This is a genomic window from Bacteroides sp. M10, assembly GCF_014334015.1.
Classification (GTDB): Bacteria; Bacteroidota; Bacteroidia; order Bacteroidales; family Bacteroidaceae; genus Bacteroides; species Bacteroides intestinigallinarum.
This window is the reverse complement of record NZ_CP060488.1, coordinates 4,800,280-4,817,584: the sequence shown is the minus strand read 5'-3', so window position 1 is coordinate 4,817,584 and position 17,305 is coordinate 4,800,280. Positions and strand designations below refer to the sequence as shown.

General features: G+C 42.1%; 12 protein-coding genes. 7 read left to right on the top strand and 5 right to left on the bottom strand.

Annotation, left to right across the window (positions count from 1 at the left end; genetic code table 11):
• Positions 1–57: 57 nt before the first annotated feature.
• Both H8796_RS17535 and H8796_RS17530 read right to left on the bottom strand, forming a co-directional pair.
• Positions 58–672, bottom strand: a complete 615-nt coding sequence (locus tag H8796_RS17535; protein ID WP_117933847.1) for a DNA polymerase ligase N-terminal domain-containing protein — start codon at positions 670–672, stop codon at positions 58–60.
• Positions 673–933: 261 nt separating this feature from the next.
• Positions 934–1,725 carry a head GIN domain-containing protein gene (locus H8796_RS17530; RefSeq protein ID WP_117933617.1) on the bottom strand — a complete coding sequence of 264 codons (792 nt, stop codon included), beginning with the start codon at positions 1,723–1,725 and terminating at the stop codon, positions 934–936.
• A 205-nt stretch (positions 1,726–1,930) separates the two neighbouring features.
• On the opposite strand from H8796_RS17530, the gene H8796_RS17525 reads away from it, so the two are divergent.
• From H8796_RS17525 to H8796_RS17495, 7 genes are all read left to right on the top strand, one after another.
• Entirely contained in the window at positions 1,931–2,287 is a 357-nt protein-coding gene (locus H8796_RS17525; protein WP_117933615.1) for a type II toxin-antitoxin system RelE/ParE family toxin, read from the top strand.
• Positions 2,284–2,574 carry a helix-turn-helix domain-containing protein gene (locus H8796_RS17520; RefSeq protein ID WP_117933613.1) on the top strand — a complete coding sequence of 97 codons (291 nt, stop codon included), beginning with the start codon at positions 2,284–2,286 and terminating at the stop codon, positions 2,572–2,574. The genes H8796_RS17525 and H8796_RS17520 overlap by 4 nt, the downstream gene beginning before the upstream one ends.
• A gap of 185 nt (positions 2,575–2,759) precedes the next feature.
• Positions 2,760–5,228 carry a glycoside hydrolase N-terminal domain-containing protein gene (locus H8796_RS17515; protein WP_187344001.1) on the top strand — a complete coding sequence of 823 codons (2,469 nt, stop codon included), beginning with the start codon at positions 2,760–2,762 and terminating at the stop codon, positions 5,226–5,228.
• 13 nt (positions 5,229–5,241) lie between these two features.
• Positions 5,242–6,444, top strand: a complete 1,203-nt coding sequence (locus H8796_RS17510; protein WP_117933845.1) for a glycoside hydrolase family 105 protein — start codon at positions 5,242–5,244, stop codon at positions 6,442–6,444.
• Between the two features lie 23 nt (positions 6,445–6,467).
• Positions 6,468–7,931 carry a glycoside hydrolase family 140 protein gene (locus H8796_RS17505; RefSeq protein ID WP_117933609.1) on the top strand — a complete coding sequence of 488 codons (1,464 nt, stop codon included), beginning with the start codon at positions 6,468–6,470 and terminating at the stop codon, positions 7,929–7,931.
• Between the two features lie 52 nt (positions 7,932–7,983).
• Positions 7,984–11,850 carry a family 78 glycoside hydrolase catalytic domain gene (locus H8796_RS17500; protein ID WP_117933843.1) on the top strand — a complete coding sequence of 1,289 codons (3,867 nt, stop codon included), beginning with the start codon at positions 7,984–7,986 and terminating at the stop codon, positions 11,848–11,850.
• Between the two features lie 112 nt (positions 11,851–11,962).
• Positions 11,963–12,850, top strand: coding sequence for an SDR family NAD(P)-dependent oxidoreductase (locus tag H8796_RS17495; RefSeq protein WP_117933607.1), 888 nt, complete (start codon positions 11,963–11,965; stop codon positions 12,848–12,850).
• 14 nt (positions 12,851–12,864) lie between these two features.
• On the opposite strand, the gene H8796_RS17490 is transcribed toward H8796_RS17495, so the two are convergent.
• From H8796_RS17490 to H8796_RS17480, 3 genes are all read right to left on the bottom strand, one after another.
• Positions 12,865–13,671, bottom strand: coding sequence for a patatin-like phospholipase family protein (locus H8796_RS17490; RefSeq protein ID WP_117933605.1), 807 nt, complete (start codon positions 13,669–13,671; stop codon positions 12,865–12,867).
• Between the two features lie 203 nt (positions 13,672–13,874).
• Positions 13,875–15,839, bottom strand: a complete 1,965-nt coding sequence (locus tag H8796_RS17485) for a DUF3826 domain-containing protein (RefSeq protein WP_117933603.1) — start codon at positions 15,837–15,839, stop codon at positions 13,875–13,877.
• A gap of 56 nt (positions 15,840–15,895) precedes the next feature.
• Positions 15,896–17,230: a glycoside hydrolase family 28 protein gene (locus H8796_RS17480; RefSeq protein ID WP_117933841.1), complete on the bottom strand. Its 1,335-nt coding sequence runs from the start codon at positions 17,228–17,230 to the stop codon at positions 15,896–15,898.
• Positions 17,231–17,305 lie beyond the last annotated feature (75 nt).

Below are 17,305 nucleotides of genomic sequence, written 5' to 3'. Positions count from 1 at the left end.
ATATAATTAGAAAATTATATATGTAAGTGAGCATCATTTAATGATAAGAAACATATATTACAGGAATACCTCATCATACAATGGAATGTTCTTCGCATCGTAGACATGAGTGACTGCAAATACATCGTCTTTCTTGATTAGTAACCAGTCTCTGTCCTGGTCGTCCATATTCGTATGGATAAGGGTAAACAGGCCTTTGAGCTTATGACCATGTAATTTGAATTCAAGTATTCCGTTTTTAATGGCAGCGGAAATGTTACGATTATTACCGACATAAGCATAGGTTCCACTATCCCATATTTCCACTGTACCTGCTCCATAGTTGCCTTCGGGTATAACTCCCTCAAAATGTGCGTAACTCAAAGGGTGATCTTCTACCTGTATGGCCAGTCTTTTATCTTTCGGATTCATGGAAGGGCCTTTAGGAACTACCCAGCTTTTCAACACTCCATCCACTTCCAGACGGAAATCGAAATGAAAATGACTGGCTTCATGCTTTTGGACAACAAAAACAGGTATCCGGCTTGGAGTTTCCACGGTATCCGCCATCGGTTCGGGAGTCTCACTGAATTGTCTTTTTGCCTGGTACTCTTTGAGAGTACTAAAAGAGGGGTCTACCTGCTTTTCTACCATCTTTATACCTTTTCCTTCATCAGGAGAATTCTTTGCCATAATCTGTATTTTTTCAGGTGAATAAAAAAACGAATTATTTATTGTCACAACAATCAGCATATCTGTTTGTTGCCGGAATTCATCTATTTTAATGGCTTTAAAACCGTATTTAAGTTTGCTAACTTATTTTTCTACTCGTTTTCACCCTTCTCCCAGGAATGTATCCCCCAATTATCATGTATTATGTTTGTTTATAGCAAAAAAGCGGGTAAATATGTGCTATGTTACATATTTACCCGCTTTCTGCAAAGATCTAATTTCTTACTTGCCGGAAATTGAGTCTTTCTTGCCTTGCTTATTTACAATAGAAGGATTTCCTTTATATTCAATATCTCCGCTGCCATTGGCTTTTGCGTCCAACTGTTTGGAAGCGTAACAAGATATATCACCGGAACCTGAAACGGTAGCAACTACATTAGTAGCAGTCAACTTGTCGGCACTGATATCGCCGGAACCATTCACAGTCAGCATAGCCATTTGAGTAGAACCTTTCATTTCCACATCGCCGGAACCGCTAACTATCGTTTTTACAGTAGTGGCCTTCACATTCTTCACGTTAATATCTCCACTACCTTTTACAAAAGCAGAAAGATTGGTATATTGCAGATTTTCGGCTTCAATATCTCCGGAACCTGTTATATTCAGATTTAAATCAGCTCCTTTGAGGGTACCTTTCAGATATACATCGGCCGATCCTTTAATATCTACATCATCCAATGAAGGAGAAGAGGCAATCACTTTCAACCGGCGTTCTCCGCTAAGAATCTTAACGCCTTTCTTTATATTTACCTGCAGCACTCCATTTACCGTAGATACTTCCAACAGGTCAACCAGATTATCTGAGCCATATATAGAAACTGTTGTTTTAGAATCACTACTCTGACGATACTCAATGTCGGGACTACCCAGAACTCTGATTGAACTGAAATTACTCACGTTATTCAGTTCTTTCGTGATATATTTCTTACTAGGAGTAACGGTCTGTGCCTGTATTCCTGTAAAGCACAAGAACATCAGCACCACTAGCATAGATGTAACATTAAAACTTTTCATAATTTCTTCTTATTAAATATTCTACTGACAAATATAGGAAGTATATTTCAAAGTATGGCAACTGAAAGAATAATAAGTTAGTAGAAATCTCCAAAGAACATTTTTACTTCAAGCTAAAACGCGATTTGTTTCATTTAAAATATAAATTTAAGAGAAAAACGAAGATATAATTGCTAAAATGTAATTTATAAGTTACCTTTGTAAAATGAAAAAAGTTCGGGAAGTTATAACTTATAAAGAGTACTTTGATGAGTTTTTTAAAGGACAACCACCAAAAGTAAAAGATAAAATCATCAAAGTCCTGGATATAATCGAGCAAATTGATCGTATTCCGACGACTTTCCTGAAATATATAGAGGGTACAAATGGACTGTTTGAGGTTCGGATACAACTAGGCAATAATATATTCCGTATATTTTGCTTTTTTGATGGAGGTAAATTGGTTGTGTTACTTAGTGGCTTCCAAAAGAAAACTCAAAAAACTCCTAGAGGAGAAATAGACAAAGCAGTCCGTCTTATGGCTGAATATTATGATGAAAAAGAAAAGGAGGAAAAGAAATGAACACTAAATCATTAGATCAAATCAAAGACCAATATTATGGTAAGGTTGGTACAACTGAACGTGATAAGCTGGAACGAGATTTAGATGCGTTACGCATTGGTTTAAAAATTCGTGCAGCCCGTGAAAAAAAAGAGATGACACAGGCTGAACTTGCTGCCCGTATAGATAAAAAACGTACATTCATTTCAAAAGTAGAAAATGATGGCGGAAATATCACACTAAAAACATTGTTTGATATTGTTGAACGTGGATTGGGTGGTAAGTTGAATATCGAAGTAGAAATATAAACCTGAATACAAAGTATATTTGTATCATATTCATTAGAGACTTCCAAGGCAATTACTGTGAAAGAGTTCAATATAAGTAATGACCTTGGAAGTTTTTATTATCCCAACTTCTTTTACTTATTTACTAGGTACAAAATTCCCCATTAAACGTCCTTTTATAAAAGTATAAAAGCAGTTAGATGGAAATGAATAAAAAGAGATTAATCGGGTATTTGTTTGTACTGATGTCTGTGGGCTGCATTCATGCGCAGGAAACGAATGTGTCTGCACAAGAATATAAACTATGGTATGACTGCCCGGCACAGGTATGGACAGAAGCACTACCTTTGGGAAATGGACGCCTGGGAGCCATGGTTTATGGGACACCAGGGACAGAACAAATACAACTAAACGAAGAAACTATCTGGGCAGGACGCCCCAATAACAATGCTAATCCGGACGCGCTGGAGTATATTCCCAAAGTGCGTGAACTTGTTTTTGCCGGAAAATATCTGGAAGCACAGACTCTCGCTACAGAAAAGGTGATGGCAAAGACGAATTCCGGAATGCCATATCAAAGTTTCGGTGATTTGCGAATTGCCTTTCCCGGTCATACCCGTTATTCCAACTATTATCGGGAGTTAAGTCTGGATTCAGCCCGTGTGATAGTGCGTTATGAAGTAGACGGAGTGCAATATCAACGCGAAACGATTACTTCATTTACCGATCAGGTAGTAATGGTGCGACTGACTGCCAATCGTCCCGGACAAATTACATTTAACGCTCAACTGACTTCGCCTCACCAGGACGTAATGATCGCTTCTGAAGAAGGAAACTGTGTAACTCTTTCAGGAGTATCCTCCTTGCATGAGGGATTGAAAGGGAAAGTGGAATTTCAAGGCAGGTTGACTGCTAAAAATAAAGGTGGAGAAATAGCTTGTGCCGATGGGATACTTTCTGTTGAGAAAGCTGACGAAGCAATCATCTATGTATCTATTGCAACTAATTTCAATAATTATCAAGACATCACGGGTAATCAGATAGAACGGGCAAAGAACTATTTGGAGAAAGCAATGGTTCATCCATTCATCGAATCGAAGAAGAATCACATTGATTTCTATCGGCAATACCTGACACGCGTTTCTCTCGATTTAGGAAAAGACCAATATGCAAATGTGCCAACCGATAAGCGTGTGGAAAATTTCAAGAACACCAATGATGCCCATCTGGTTGCCACTTATTTCCAATTCGGACGTTATCTGCTGATCTGTTCTTCCCAACCGGGAGGACAGCCCGCCAACCTGCAAGGAATCTGGAATAATAAATTATTCCCTTCCTGGGACAGCAAATATACCTGTAACATCAATTTGGAAATGAATTACTGGCCTTCGGAAGTAACAAATCTAAGTGAGTTGAATGAACCGTTATTCCGCTTGATAAAAGAGGTTAGCGATACAGGAAAAGAGACGGCTAAGGTTATGTATGGAGCCAACGGATGGGTATTACATCATAACACGGATATATGGCGCATCACAGGGGCGGTTGATAAAGCTCCTTCAGGTATGTGGCCCAGTGGTGGTGCATGGCTTTGCCGACATCTCTGGGAACGTTATCTATACACCGGAGATATTGAGTTTCTGCGTTCTGTTTACCCGATACTGAAAGAGTCCGGACGTTTCTTTGATGAAATCATGGTGAAAGAGCCGGTACACAACTGGTTGGTAGTCTGCCCCAGTAATTCACCGGAGAATGTACATTCGGGGAGTAATGGAAAAGCCACAACAGCTGCCGGATGCACCATGGACAACCAATTGGTCTTCGATCTTTGGACAGCAATTATATCTGCTTCTCAAATACTGGACACAGATCAGGAATTTGCCACTCATCTGGCCCAACGTCTCAAAGAAATGGCTCCTATGCAAGTAGGACATTGGGGACAACTACAGGAATGGATGTTCGACTGGGATGACCCGAAGGATGTGCACCGCCACATCTCTCATTTATATGGACTATTCCCCAGCAATCAGATTTCTCCTTATCGTACTCCTGAACTATTCGATGCAGCACGTACTTCTCTGATTCATCGCGGCGACCCGTCGACCGGATGGAGCATGGGATGGAAAGTTTGCCTTTGGGCACGCCTTCTTGATGGTAACCATGCTTACAAACTGATTACAGATCAGTTGACTCTTGTGCGCAATGAGAAGAAAAAAGGAGGCACCTACCCTAACCTGTTCGATGCGCATCCGCCATTCCAGATTGATGGAAACTTCGGTTGTGCCGCAGGTATTGCAGAAATGTTGATGCAAAGTTACGATGGTTTTATTTATCTACTTCCTGCACTTCCTACCGTCTGGCAGGAAGGTTCTATCAAAGGAATTATTGCACGTGGAGGTTTCGAGCTTGATTTGAGCTGGAAAAACGGAAAAGTAAGCCGTCTGGTTGTGAAATCTCATAAGGGAGGTAACTGTCGCTTACGTTCACTCAACCCATTAACAGGCAAGGGGCTGAAGCGTGCCAAAGGTGAAAATCCGAATCCTCTTTATGCTGTTCCCACTATTCCCGAACCATTGATTAATGAAAAGGCAAACCTGAATAAGGTGGAAATTGCAGAAACTTACATCTATGATCTGCCTACTAAAGCAGGGCAAGAATATATATTGATTGGAAAATAATAACTCGACCGATATGAACAAAAACTTATTAAAACTGATGGTGGCTTGTGGAACGGTTTGTTTCCTGGCATGCACAGCACCTCAAAAAGTAGAAACGGAAAAATGGAGTGAACGCATGGCACGCTCTGAAATGAAACGTTTCCCCGAACCCTGGATGATTGAAAAAGCTAAGAAACCCCGTTGGGGATATACCCACGGACTGGTAGTGAAATCCATGTTGGAAGAATGGAAACATACCGGAGACAGCACATATTATGATTATGCCAAGATCTATGCGGATAGCTTGATTGATACCGACGGACGTATCAAAACCATGAAATATCTTTCATTCAATATTGATAACGTCAACGGCGGAAAGATTCTTTTTGATCTTTATGCACAGACTGGAGACGAACGTTACAAAATTGCCATGGATACTTTGCGCAAACAAATGACAGAGCAGCCCCGCACCAGTGAAGGAGGGTTCTGGCATAAATTGAGATACCCTCATCAAATGTGGCTGGACGGAATCTTTATGGCTTCTCCCTATCTGGTTCAATATGGGGCCACTTTCAACGAACCGGCTTTATTTGACGAAGCGAAGAAGCAGATTCTTTTAATAAATAGTAAGACTTATGATCCTGCAACAGGATTGTATTATCACGGATGGGATGAAAGCCGGGAACAGAAATGGGCAAATCCCGAAACGGGTTGCTCTCCTAATTTCTGGAGTCGCAGCATCGGATGGTACGGAGCGGCTATCGTAGATGTACTGGACTTCCTGCCACAGGAAACTGCCGGACGCGATAGTATTATACAGATTATGCAAGGATTGGCAAAAACGATTGTTAAATATCAGGATCCTCAATCCGGAACCTGGTATCAGGTGACCGATCAGAGAGCACGGGAAGGTAATTATCTGGAGTCATCTGCTACTGCCTTGTTTGTCTACACTCTCGCCAAAGCTATCAATAAAGGATATCTTGGCAACGAATATATCGAACCGACAAAGAAAGCTTTTGATGGAATGGTAAAGACATTCACCCGTCTTGAAGAAGATGGTAGCTATACGATCACTAACTGCTGTGCAGTGGCAGGATTGGGCGGAGACTCGAAAAGATACCGTGACGGCTCATTTGAATATTATATTAGTGAACCGATCATAGAGAATGATCCGAAATCGGTAGGTTCATTTATTCTGGCTGCTATTGAATACGAGAAACTCACCACAAAGTAATAAACTAAAAACGATAAAATACAATGAGAAAATTCAAGATTTTTCCTCTCTTATTGCTGTTGCTAACTTTAGTTATCCCGGCAGCGGCACAGAAGAAAACGCAAAAGACGTACATTCCCTGGAACAACGGAAAGCTTGTAGTTTCCGAAGAGGGACGTTACCTGAAACATGAGAACGGTGCTCCTTTCTTTTGGTTAGGCGAAACGGGATGGTTATTACCCGAACGCTTGAACCGGGATGAAGCCGAATATTATCTGGAACAATGTAAACGCCGCGGATATAATGTGATTCAGGTTCAAACATTGAATAATGTTCCGTCTATGAATATCTACGGACAGTATTCGATGATTGACGGATATAACTTCAAAAACATCAATCAAAAAGGTGTATACGGTTATTGGGATCACATGGATTATATTATCCGTACAGCAGCAAAGAAAGGTTTATATATTGGCATGGTCTGTATTTGGGGAAGTCCTGTGAACCGGGGTGAAATGACTGTTGACCAGGCAAAAGCATACGGTAAGTTTCTGGCAGAACGTTATAAGGACGAACCGAACATTATCTGGTTTATCGGCGGAGACATCCGTGGCGATGTGAAAACCGCTGAATGGGAAGCTCTGGCCACTTCTATCAAAGCTATCGACAAGAATCACCTGATGACATTCCATCCGCGTGGAAGAACAACTTCTGCTACTTGGTTTAACAATGCTTCCTGGTTGGATTTCAACATGTTTCAAAGCGGACACCGCCGCTACGGACAACGTTTCGGAGACGGTGATTATCCTATCGAAGAAAATACGGAAGAAGATAACTGGCGTTTCGTAGAGCGTAGCTTGGCCATGAAGCCTATGAAACCCGTGATTGACGGTGAACCGATTTACGAAGAAATTCCTCATGGCCTGCATGATGAGAATGAATTGCTCTGGAAAGACTATGATGTACGCCGGTATGCTTACTGGTCGGTATTTGCCGGTTCTTTCGGACATACATACGGTCATAATTCTATCATGCAATTTATCAAACCGGGTGTAGGTGGTGCTTATGGCGCTAAAAAGCCTTGGTATGAAGCACTGGATGATCCGGGTTACAATCAAATGAAGTATCTGAAAAACCTGATGCTGACTTTCCCGTTCTTCGAACGCATACCCGATCAATCTGTCATCGTAGGACAGAACGGAGAACGTTATGACCGCGCCATCGCTACACGTGGTAATGATTATCTGATGGTATACAACTACACCGGACGTCCAATGGAAGTTGATTTCAATAAAATTAGCGGTGCGAAAAAGAATGCCTGGTGGTATACTACGAAAGATGGTAAACTGGAATACATCGGAGAATTTGATAACGGAGTGCACAAATTTCAACATGACAGTGGTTATTGCAGTGGAAACGATCATATCCTGATTGTAGTGGACAGCAGTAAAAACTATATGGAAAAGGACTGGACAGAGTTACCAGACCGGCAAGGTGCCGGAGCCTAGTTTCCATTCGGTGCCAAAGTAAGCAATTACTCTTTTTATATAACTTATGCTCATGAATAAAAGAATATTTATATTATTCCTATTTTCTCTTCTGCTCTTTACCGGGTCCATATACGCAGCCATAGGTATCACTGACCTGCGAACAGAACAGTTGAAAAATCCGGCAGGTATTGATGTGCGCCAACCTCGATTGAGTTGGCGCATCGAATCGAATGAACAGAATGTGATACAAACTGCGTATCACATTCTTGTTGCATCTACCCCGGAGCTATTGGAACAAGGAAAAGGGGATATCTGGGATTCAGGAAAGATTGAATCTGACGCTTCCCAATGGATCGCTTATCAGGGAAAAATGCTAAAGCGTAATGCTCCCTACTATTGGAAAGTGAAAATAGACACCAACAAAGGGACAACAGATTGGAGTACTCCGGCTTTCTGGACTACAGGACTGTTTAATGAAGCAGATTGGCAAGGGCAATGGATCGGTTTGGATAAAGCTGCTCCCGGAGACAGCGAAACACAATGGAGCCGCTTGGCAGCTCGCTATCTCCGCAAAGAATTTGCATTGAAGAAAGAAGTGAAACGTGCCACTGTGCACATCGCCGGAATGGGATTGTATGAACTGTTTATCAACGGACAACGTATCGGCAATCAAGTTCTGGCTCCTGCTCCTACCGACTATCGGAAAACGATTCTGTACAACACCTATGATGTCACATCGTTGCTTCAAACAGAGAATGCTATTGGAGTAACTCTCGGAAATGGTCGTTTCTATACGATGCGCCAAAACTATAAACCGTATAAGATACCGACTTTCGGCTATCCTAAACTTCGGTTGAATCTGATCGTGGAATATGCAGATGGCAGCAAAGAAACGATTGCTACAAACACCACCTGGAAATTGACTACTGACGGTCCTATCCGTAGCAATAATGAATACGATGGTGAAGAATACGACGCCCGTAAAGAGTTAGGAAACTGGACTCAAACCGGGTATGATGACAAAAGTTGGATGCCGGCACAACGTGTAAGCATTCCTTCGGGAACATTGCGTGCGCAAATGATGCCGGGTATGAAAGTCACGGAAACGTTGAAACCTGTTTCCATTAAAAAGCTCGGCAATAAATATATCTTGGATATCGGTCAGAATATGGCAGGATGGGTACGTTTCCGAATCAAAGGACAGGCTGGTGACAGCATTCGCCTCCGTTTCGCAGAAAGTCTGCAAAGCAATGGTGAACTTTACACCAGAAATTTCAGGGATGCCCGTTCCACAGATGTATATGTTGTCAGTGGACGCGAAACAAAAGATGCTACCTGGGCACCTCGTTTTATCTATCATGGATTTCGCTACGTAGAAGTTAGCGGTTATCCGAATGCGAAGGCTGAAGATTTCGTTGCCGAGGTAGTAGAAGATGAAATGGAACATACCGGAACTTTCAGCTGTTCTGACGAGACTCTGAATAAGATTATCCGTAATGCATTCTGGGGAATCCGGAGTAATTATAAAGGTATGCCGGTAGACTGTCCACAACGGAATGAGCGCCAACCATGGTTGGGCGACCGTACCATGGGGTGTTGGGGAGAGAGTATGCTTTTCGATAATTATGCAATGTACACCAAATGGACGCGTGACATTCGCGAAGCACAACGTGAAGACGGCTGTATTCCTGATGTGGCCCCGGCATACTGGAATTATTACTCGGATAATGTGACCTGGCCTGCCGCTTTACCTATGGCCTGCGACATGCTTTTCACAAACTTTGGAGACAAACGTCCGATCGAGGAGAATTATCCGGCTATCAAAAAATGGGTATCTCATATCCGTGAATACTATATGACAGAGGAATATATCATCACCAAAGATAAATATGGTGACTGGTGCGTTCCACCCGAATCATTAGAGTTAATTCATAGTAAAGACCCTTCCCGCAAGACTGACGGAGATTTGATCGCCACCGCTTATTATCTAAAGGTGTTACAACTGATGCACCGCTTTGCCAGTCTGCAAGGGCTGAAAGCTGATGCAGAAGAATGGGAAGATCTGGAACATCGCATGAAAGATGCATTCAATGCTCGTTTTCTGCATGTAAAAGAAGGTACCTCTCCCGTACCGGAGCATGCCTTATATCCGGATAGTATTTTCTATGGCAACAACACAGTTACTGCCAATATCTTGCCACTTGCTTTCGGACTGGTTCCTAAAAATCAGATCAATGCAGTAGCCCAAAATGCTGTAGCTTCTATTATTACGACCAACAAAGGACATATAAGTACCGGAGTAATCGGTGTGCAATGGTTATTACGTGAATTAAGCCGCCGTGGACATGCCGATGTAGCTTATTTACTGGCTACCAATAAAACATATCCTTCCTGGGGATATATGCTTGAAAAAGGTGCTACCACTATTTGGGAATTATGGAACGGTGATACGGCCAATCCTGAAATGAATAGTGGTAATCACGTAATGCTTTTAGGCGATTTATTACCTTGGTGCTTCAATAATCTGGCAGGTATTCGTACAGACCGCTGGAAGTCCGGTTACAAACATATCGTCTTTCAACCGGCTTTTGAAATCCAGGAATTAAGCAATGTGGATGCATCATACATGAGTATCTACGGGAAAATAACCAGTCGGTGGGCAAAGACTCCTACTCACCTGGAATGGGACATCGAGCTTCCTGCCAATACAACAGGTGAAGTACACCTACCGGATGGACGGAAGGAAAAGATCGGATCGGGAAAATATCACTTCAGTGTAGACATCCCCACCCGGAATACGGCTATTCTAAGTGATGAATTCCTGTACGAAAAAGCTTCTTTCCCCGAATGTCACGGAGCTACAATTGTAGAACTGAAGAACGGCGATCTCGTAGCCTCTTTCTTCGGAGGAACCAAAGAACGCAATCCGGATTGTTGCATCTGGGTATGTCGTAAGCCGAAAGGTTCCAAAGAATGGACTGCCCCAAAACTTGCCGCTGACGGTGTGTTCTCGATCAAAGATTCACAAGCTGTATTGGCTGGAATCGATTCAACTTGTACACCTGTGAAAGATGAGAAAGGAAAACTTATTGCCCGCAGAAAAGCTTGTTGGAATCCGGTTCTTTTCCAGATTCCCGGAGGTGACTTGATTTTATTCTATAAAATAGGTCTGAAAGTGAGTGATTGGACAGGATGGCTGGTTCGTTCACGTGACGGAGGAAAGACTTGGAGCAAACGTGAACCGCTTCCGGAAGGTTTTCTTGGACCTATTAAGAATAAGCCGGAATATATCAATGGACGTATCATCTGCCCTTCCAGTACAGAAGGAAGTAACGGATGGCGTGTCCACTTCGAGATTTCCGATGATAAAGGCAAGACCTGGAAGATGGTAGGTCCACTGGATGCCGAATTATCCGTCCCCACCCAAAATCGTAAAAAGGGTGGTATGAATGTGGACGATCAGGAAGGAGGAGAAGCGATCAAAGGAGAAGGATCCAAGCCTGTTTATGCGATACAACCTAGTATTCTGAAGCATAAAGACGGAAGATTACAGGTACTCTGTCGTACACGTAACGCACAAGTAGCAACAGCATGGAGCAGCGATAATGGTGATACGTGGAGTAAAGTAACACTGCTGGATGTTCCGAATAATAATTCCGGAACGGATGCTGTGACAATGAAAGACGGCAGACATATACTCATCTACAATAATTTCTCTACATTACCCGGAACTCCGAAAGGTCCGCGTACTCCGCTTTGTGTGGGCATATCAGAAGATGGAATCACCTGGAAGCCTGTTCTTACATTGGAAGACAGTCCGATCAGTCAGTACTCTTATCCCAGTATTATTCAGGGAAAAGACGGGAAACTGCATGCCATTTACACTTGGCGTCGCCAACGAATTAAATATGCAGAGATAGATCCGACGAAGTTTTAAATTGAACCGTCATCTGAATAAAATCGACCGCTCCTTTGTCCGCAAAAGAGCGGTCGATTCTTTGTATTTATCCATTTTATATTTTACATTTGCCAATAAATAAAAAAGAACGATGGCAGATAATTATATAGAAAGACAACAGGAACAATATGAAGCCAGAAAGGCTGCTTGGAAACAAGCACAAAAATATGGAAAGAAGAAATCTACAACAGTTCATCCGGCTGAATCAGCTTCGTGTACTCCAATGGCCTTAAAATCAGATCCCTCCAAAAGAAGAGTATTTATAACAGGAGGAACGGAAGGTATAGGCAAGGCAATAGTAGAAGCTTTTTGCCTGTCCGGCGATCAAGTCGCTTTTTGTGATATAAATGAAATAGCGGGACAAGAGACTGCAAAAGCAACCGGATCTATATTCCATAAAGTCGATGTCAGCGATAAGGATGCGCTTGAAAGTTGCATGCAACGTATTCTTTCCGAATGGAATGATATTGATGTTATTGTCAACAACGTCGGTATCAGTCAATTTTCGTCTATCACCGAAACGAGCGTAGAGGATTTCGACAAAATACTTTCTATCAACCTACGCCCTGTATTTATCACCTCCCGCCTGCTTGCCATACATCGTAAAGAACAGTCTTCTCCTAATCCATACGGCCGGATTATCAATATCTGCTCCACACGTTACCTGATGAGTGAACCAGGAAGTGAAGGTTATGCAGCTTCGAAAGGTGGTATCTATTCTTTAACTCATGCACTGGCCTTGTCGTTATCCGAATGGAATATCACCGTCAACTCTATTGCTCCGGGATGGATACAAACTCATGATTATGACCAACTCCGGCCGGAAGATCATTCACAACATCCTTCGCGACGGGTAGGCAAACCAGAAGATATTGCCCGTATGTGTTTGTTTCTCTGTGAAGAAAACAATGATTTCATCAATGGAGAAAATATCACGATTGACGGAGGAATGACGAAAAAGATGATTTATCTGGAGTAATTTAAAGTATCATATTATTCATTGTCAAGAAATTCTTTCAACACGCTTCGGGTAACTTCCACTCCTGTCTTCACTATCGAGGCTGCATGATGAAACTCCAACATATCATAGGTATCGCCGGACATCTGAATTAAGATATCCGGCTGACAACGCTCTATCTGGTAACGAGTGATTTGTTGCATCATCATTCTTGAAGATTCTGTCAATAGATTATAAGGAGATATTTTCTTTTTCTTTCCGGAATCGAGGGGTGCATTCACATCGACAGCTATCAGGATATCTCCTTCAATACGTTTTACATGAGCCAATGGAAGAGGATTCAGAATGCCTCCGTCAATCAAAACCATACCGTCTTTTCTCAACGGACGGAAAAGCATGGGGATAGAAATAGATGCACGGATAGCTTCATGTAAGCTCCCCCTGTCAAACCTCACTTCCTGATCGCGGACAATATCCGTAGCCATTGCTACATAAGGGACAGGCAAGTCTTCAATATTCATGTCCGGAATAATCTGTTTCAGTTCTTTGATAAAACGGTCACCTTTCACCAATCCATCCCGGCTTAAAGTAATATCCGCCAATTCCCACATCTTACGTTTATCCCAACTATATAGCCACTCCTTACATTCTTCCATTTTTCCTGAAGCGTACATCGCCCCCACCATAGCTCCCATCGAGCTTCCTGCAATAGAGGTGATCTCAAAATTGTGACGGAGCAATTCTTCAATTACTCCTATATGCGCTATTCCACGTGCTCCTCCCATAGAAAGGACCAATGCTACTTTTTGCTTATCCATATCATGTCTATTTCTATTAGCCATCCACAAAATAACACATTTTCTGCGAAAAAGATGTTTAGTAATCGTGAAGAAAAAGTAATGACGTGCTTTTTGAGACGTAAAGCATAGCTTTAGAAGTGATAAAGCTATGCTTTGTCAGTTGCAAAGCATAGCTCTATTATGTTCTTCTTAGTTATCCCGAATTATACTCCGACAAATAGGAAGATTAAAGATTTATCATCATTTTATTTCTTTCCTTGGGCCTTCTTTTCTGCATTTCGCTTATTCACATAATCCTTGAACATCTGACGCCAGTTACGGCCGTGCTCATTGAAATACTGTTCGCATTTGGTTTTATAAATTTCGAAGATGGCAGAGATCTGCTTCATATTCTTATAGTCAATAGCCTGTTCGCGAGCCAGCTTCAACTGTTCCAGGACGTAAGTAGTTTCCTCCTCTGTCATATTAGGCACAATGGCCTGATAACCTTTCAAGGTAAAAGCAACTTTACCTACCGTATATTTATCGAGGATTTGTTCTATCTGTTCTTCAGTCAATACTCTGCGTAACTCTTTCATTAGTCTTTCATGTACTTCTTTCGGCATAGCAGAATCTGCAATCATTTCACGGTCGAGCTTGGAAAGCGGTTTTCCTGTAAGAGGATTGATACCCTCGGGAATTGTTGTATAGGGATGCTCATTGTGCCAGTCGCGAACTTTACGAAGATGGTTATAAATAGCTGTTGCCGCAAAACCTGCCTTTTTCTCATCATCCAACTTTAAAGAAGCTACCCAGTCCATGGCTTTCTTTTCAAGAGAAGCATCTGATTTTAAATCAGCAAAGACCTTCTTGTCAAAATAGGCGGCTACCTTGTCAAATGACCGGATTGCACCTTCGGGAAGCAAAGCTCCTTTTTCTCCAAAACTATACATAGCAGATTCCGGTTCAATGGTAACTTTGCTTTCGTCCAGCATCTTTTTGTCCAACTTGAACACGTCTGCGAAGAAATCATAAACAGCATTCCGTTTGTTCGGACCAAAGTCATGTTTCTCCTTGGAGAGATGTACATTCGTTACTTTGTCTTTTGCGTTGTAGAATCCATAAATTCGTTGCAAATAAGGAAATTCAAGAGTAGGAACACTAGCCGTCCAGTCGCCACCATCAGATACCACGAGTTGTGGACGAGGGGAAAAAGTAGCAGCTAGCTCCGCATTACAGGTTCCTCCTGCAGAAAGTTGAATGGGCATTCCGCTTTCACACGGACAGCCACCGTCAAAGTGAGAAGCAAGGCTCACCACGGGAGCAGAAGCAGTAAAACGATCATCTAATACACTCAACAAAACAGTATGAGTGCCCCCTCCTGAACCACCATTTGTACCGATACGACTGGTATCAATATCTTTACGGGAAGCAAGCATAGACTCAAGAATCAACAAGCCATTCATTGCCTGAATAGTGTGCGCCGCACTACTACGATGTGCCGCACTGCCAACTTGTAAAGCCGACTCTCCCCATCCGAACAAATCATAATCCACACAAATAGCTCCCATACGTGCTAAAGTGCCCATACGTTGTTGCTGGTCCTCACGATAACGTCCGCCACCAAAATGTCCGTTAGGACAAATAATCAACGCATGTTTTCCTTTTGATTGAGGTGTGTAGATAGAACCGCAAACATATAAGCCGGGAAGTGTTTCAAGTGCAAAATTCTGCACTGTATAGCCATCAAACTTACGTATCTTCGAAAGAATAGGTTTGGATTTAACACATTGAGCTAGTAAAGTATCGATACCCAAACGTTGACGCACTTCTTTTTTCAAAGAATCAACGCGAAGTTCAAAAGCCTGTCGATCTGCATAAAGAGTATTCAGATAAGCCAGCATTTTTTCTCCGTCTGCATCCGTACGACGTGGATATTCATACGCTTTTAGCTTATACATATTTCCTTTCTGTTTGACAAATTTATAATCGAAAGGTGCCAATACATTCGTCAGGGATTCTTCTACAGAATAAGGACGAATACGAAAGTCGGCATAAGGCAACACTTTTCCTACTGTATCAATATCATATTTCAGGCGGACTCCGAAACGGTTTTGAATATCCGTCAGTACTTCATTCAAGGGACGGGCAAATTCCGTCTCGTATGTTTGTGTCTGCGCTTCAGCCGAAAGAGATGCGGCAAGAAGCATGGTAAAAAGGATTCGTTTCATTTTTAATTATTTGATTCTAAGTAAGTCATCATAAAGACATCAGATGCAGAGCAGGATTACATTTTAATCTCTTCACCATTGACGATCACATCATCCATCATGATACGTTCACAATTTTCAAAGATACATTTCTGTTTTCCTCCCTGAATATGAATATCACGCAAAACAATGTCAGATATCGGTGCTTCTTCCAAACCCACCATTTTGATCGGAGTCTTTACATCTGTCACAGTCATTCCACTGATATGTACGTTACGGAAGATCGGAGTGCGTTCACTCTTTGGTTCCGCAGGCATTTTACTGTATTTCAAATTCAGCACGACTGCTTCCTGTTTAATATTACTCATAACAACGTTGCTAACGCGAATATCTTCAACGACTCCTCCTCTTCCACGGGTTGATTTAATGCGGATTCCACGATCCGTTCCGTCAAATACGCAATTGGAAATAGTCACTTTACGCACACTTCCACTCATCTCACTGCCGATAACAACGCCTCCATGACCGGAAAGCATTGTACAGTTGGTTATGGTGATATTTTCGCAAGGCACTCCCAAGCGACGGGCTTGGGCATCTCTTCCGGACTTGATTGTTATGCAATCGTCTCCCACTGATATATGGCAGTCACTGATATGCACATTGCGACAAGATTCCGGATTAACCCCGTCTGTATTTGGTGAAGGGGCATTATCAATAGTTATCCCCTTTATTATTACATTATCGCAAAATTCAGGATTCACCGTCCAGAAAGGAGAATTGATAATTTTCACTCCTTCAATCTTTACTTTCTTACAACGGACGGGCTGGATAAACGGAGGACGGAAAAAGCGACGCTGCAACGTAGTTACATAATCCTTATTTGTTTCAGCATAAATGGCTGTCGTATCGTTTGCTGCATCCCACATCGGCTGATATTTATTCATATCACGCATGCCGTTATCTTTCAAATCAATCATGACACGAAAGAATTCCATCCACCATTTCTTTCCCTGTCCGTCCAAAGTTCCTTCTCCTTCGATGGTAATATTCTCGGCATCTACCGCATAGATCAAAGGCTGGAAACTTTTCATCATCACTCCTTCATGACGAACCTCGACAAAAGGAAGGTAGTCATCGAAGTTGTCAGAAAAGAGCAAAGTAGCTCCGGCTTCCAACTCCAGTGTAATGTTGCTTTTCAGATGGATACTTCCTGTCAGGTAAGTCCCGGCAGGAAAGAAAAGAGTACCTCCGCCGCCACGGTTCAAACGATCAATCGTTGAATTGATTAGCTTTGTATTAAGAGCCTTACCATTTGCTTTTGCACCGGCCTTCAACATATCCACACGCTCGGCACGAAGAACTGTGGTTGCACAGAAGCAAAGAAAGACGAGAAGAGTTGTCCGTAAATTCATAATCGATATTATTAAATTATATTTCATCATTGTCTTCTAAAAAATCATGCTAATAGAATCTTTTTTTCTTCCCAA

Coding starts and splice junctions, on each gene's coding strand:
- H8796_RS17535 (WP_117933847.1), bottom strand. CDS start 672: ATGGCAAAGAATTCTCCTGATGAAGGAAAAGGTATAAAGATGGTAGAA.
- H8796_RS17530 (WP_117933617.1), bottom strand. CDS start 1,725: ATGAAAAGTTTTAATGTTACATCTATGCTAGTGGTGCTGATGTTCTTG.
- H8796_RS17525 (WP_117933615.1), top strand. CDS start 1,931: ATGAAAAAAGTTCGGGAAGTTATAACTTATAAAGAGTACTTTGATGAG.
- H8796_RS17520 (WP_117933613.1), top strand. CDS start 2,284: ATGAACACTAAATCATTAGATCAAATCAAAGACCAATATTATGGTAAG.
- H8796_RS17515 (WP_187344001.1), top strand. CDS start 2,760: ATGAATAAAAAGAGATTAATCGGGTATTTGTTTGTACTGATGTCTGTG.
- H8796_RS17510 (WP_117933845.1), top strand. CDS start 5,242: ATGAACAAAAACTTATTAAAACTGATGGTGGCTTGTGGAACGGTTTGT.
- H8796_RS17505 (WP_117933609.1), top strand. CDS start 6,468: ATGAGAAAATTCAAGATTTTTCCTCTCTTATTGCTGTTGCTAACTTTA.
- H8796_RS17500 (WP_117933843.1), top strand. CDS start 7,984: ATGAATAAAAGAATATTTATATTATTCCTATTTTCTCTTCTGCTCTTT.
- H8796_RS17495 (WP_117933607.1), top strand. CDS start 11,963: ATGGCAGATAATTATATAGAAAGACAACAGGAACAATATGAAGCCAGA.
- H8796_RS17490 (WP_117933605.1), bottom strand. CDS start 13,671: ATGGCTAATAGAAATAGACATGATATGGATAAGCAAAAAGTAGCATTG.
- H8796_RS17485 (WP_117933603.1), bottom strand. CDS start 15,839: ATGAAACGAATCCTTTTTACCATGCTTCTTGCCGCATCTCTTTCGGCT.
- H8796_RS17480 (WP_117933841.1), bottom strand. CDS start 17,230: ATGAATTTACGGACAACTCTTCTCGTCTTTCTTTGCTTCTGTGCAACC.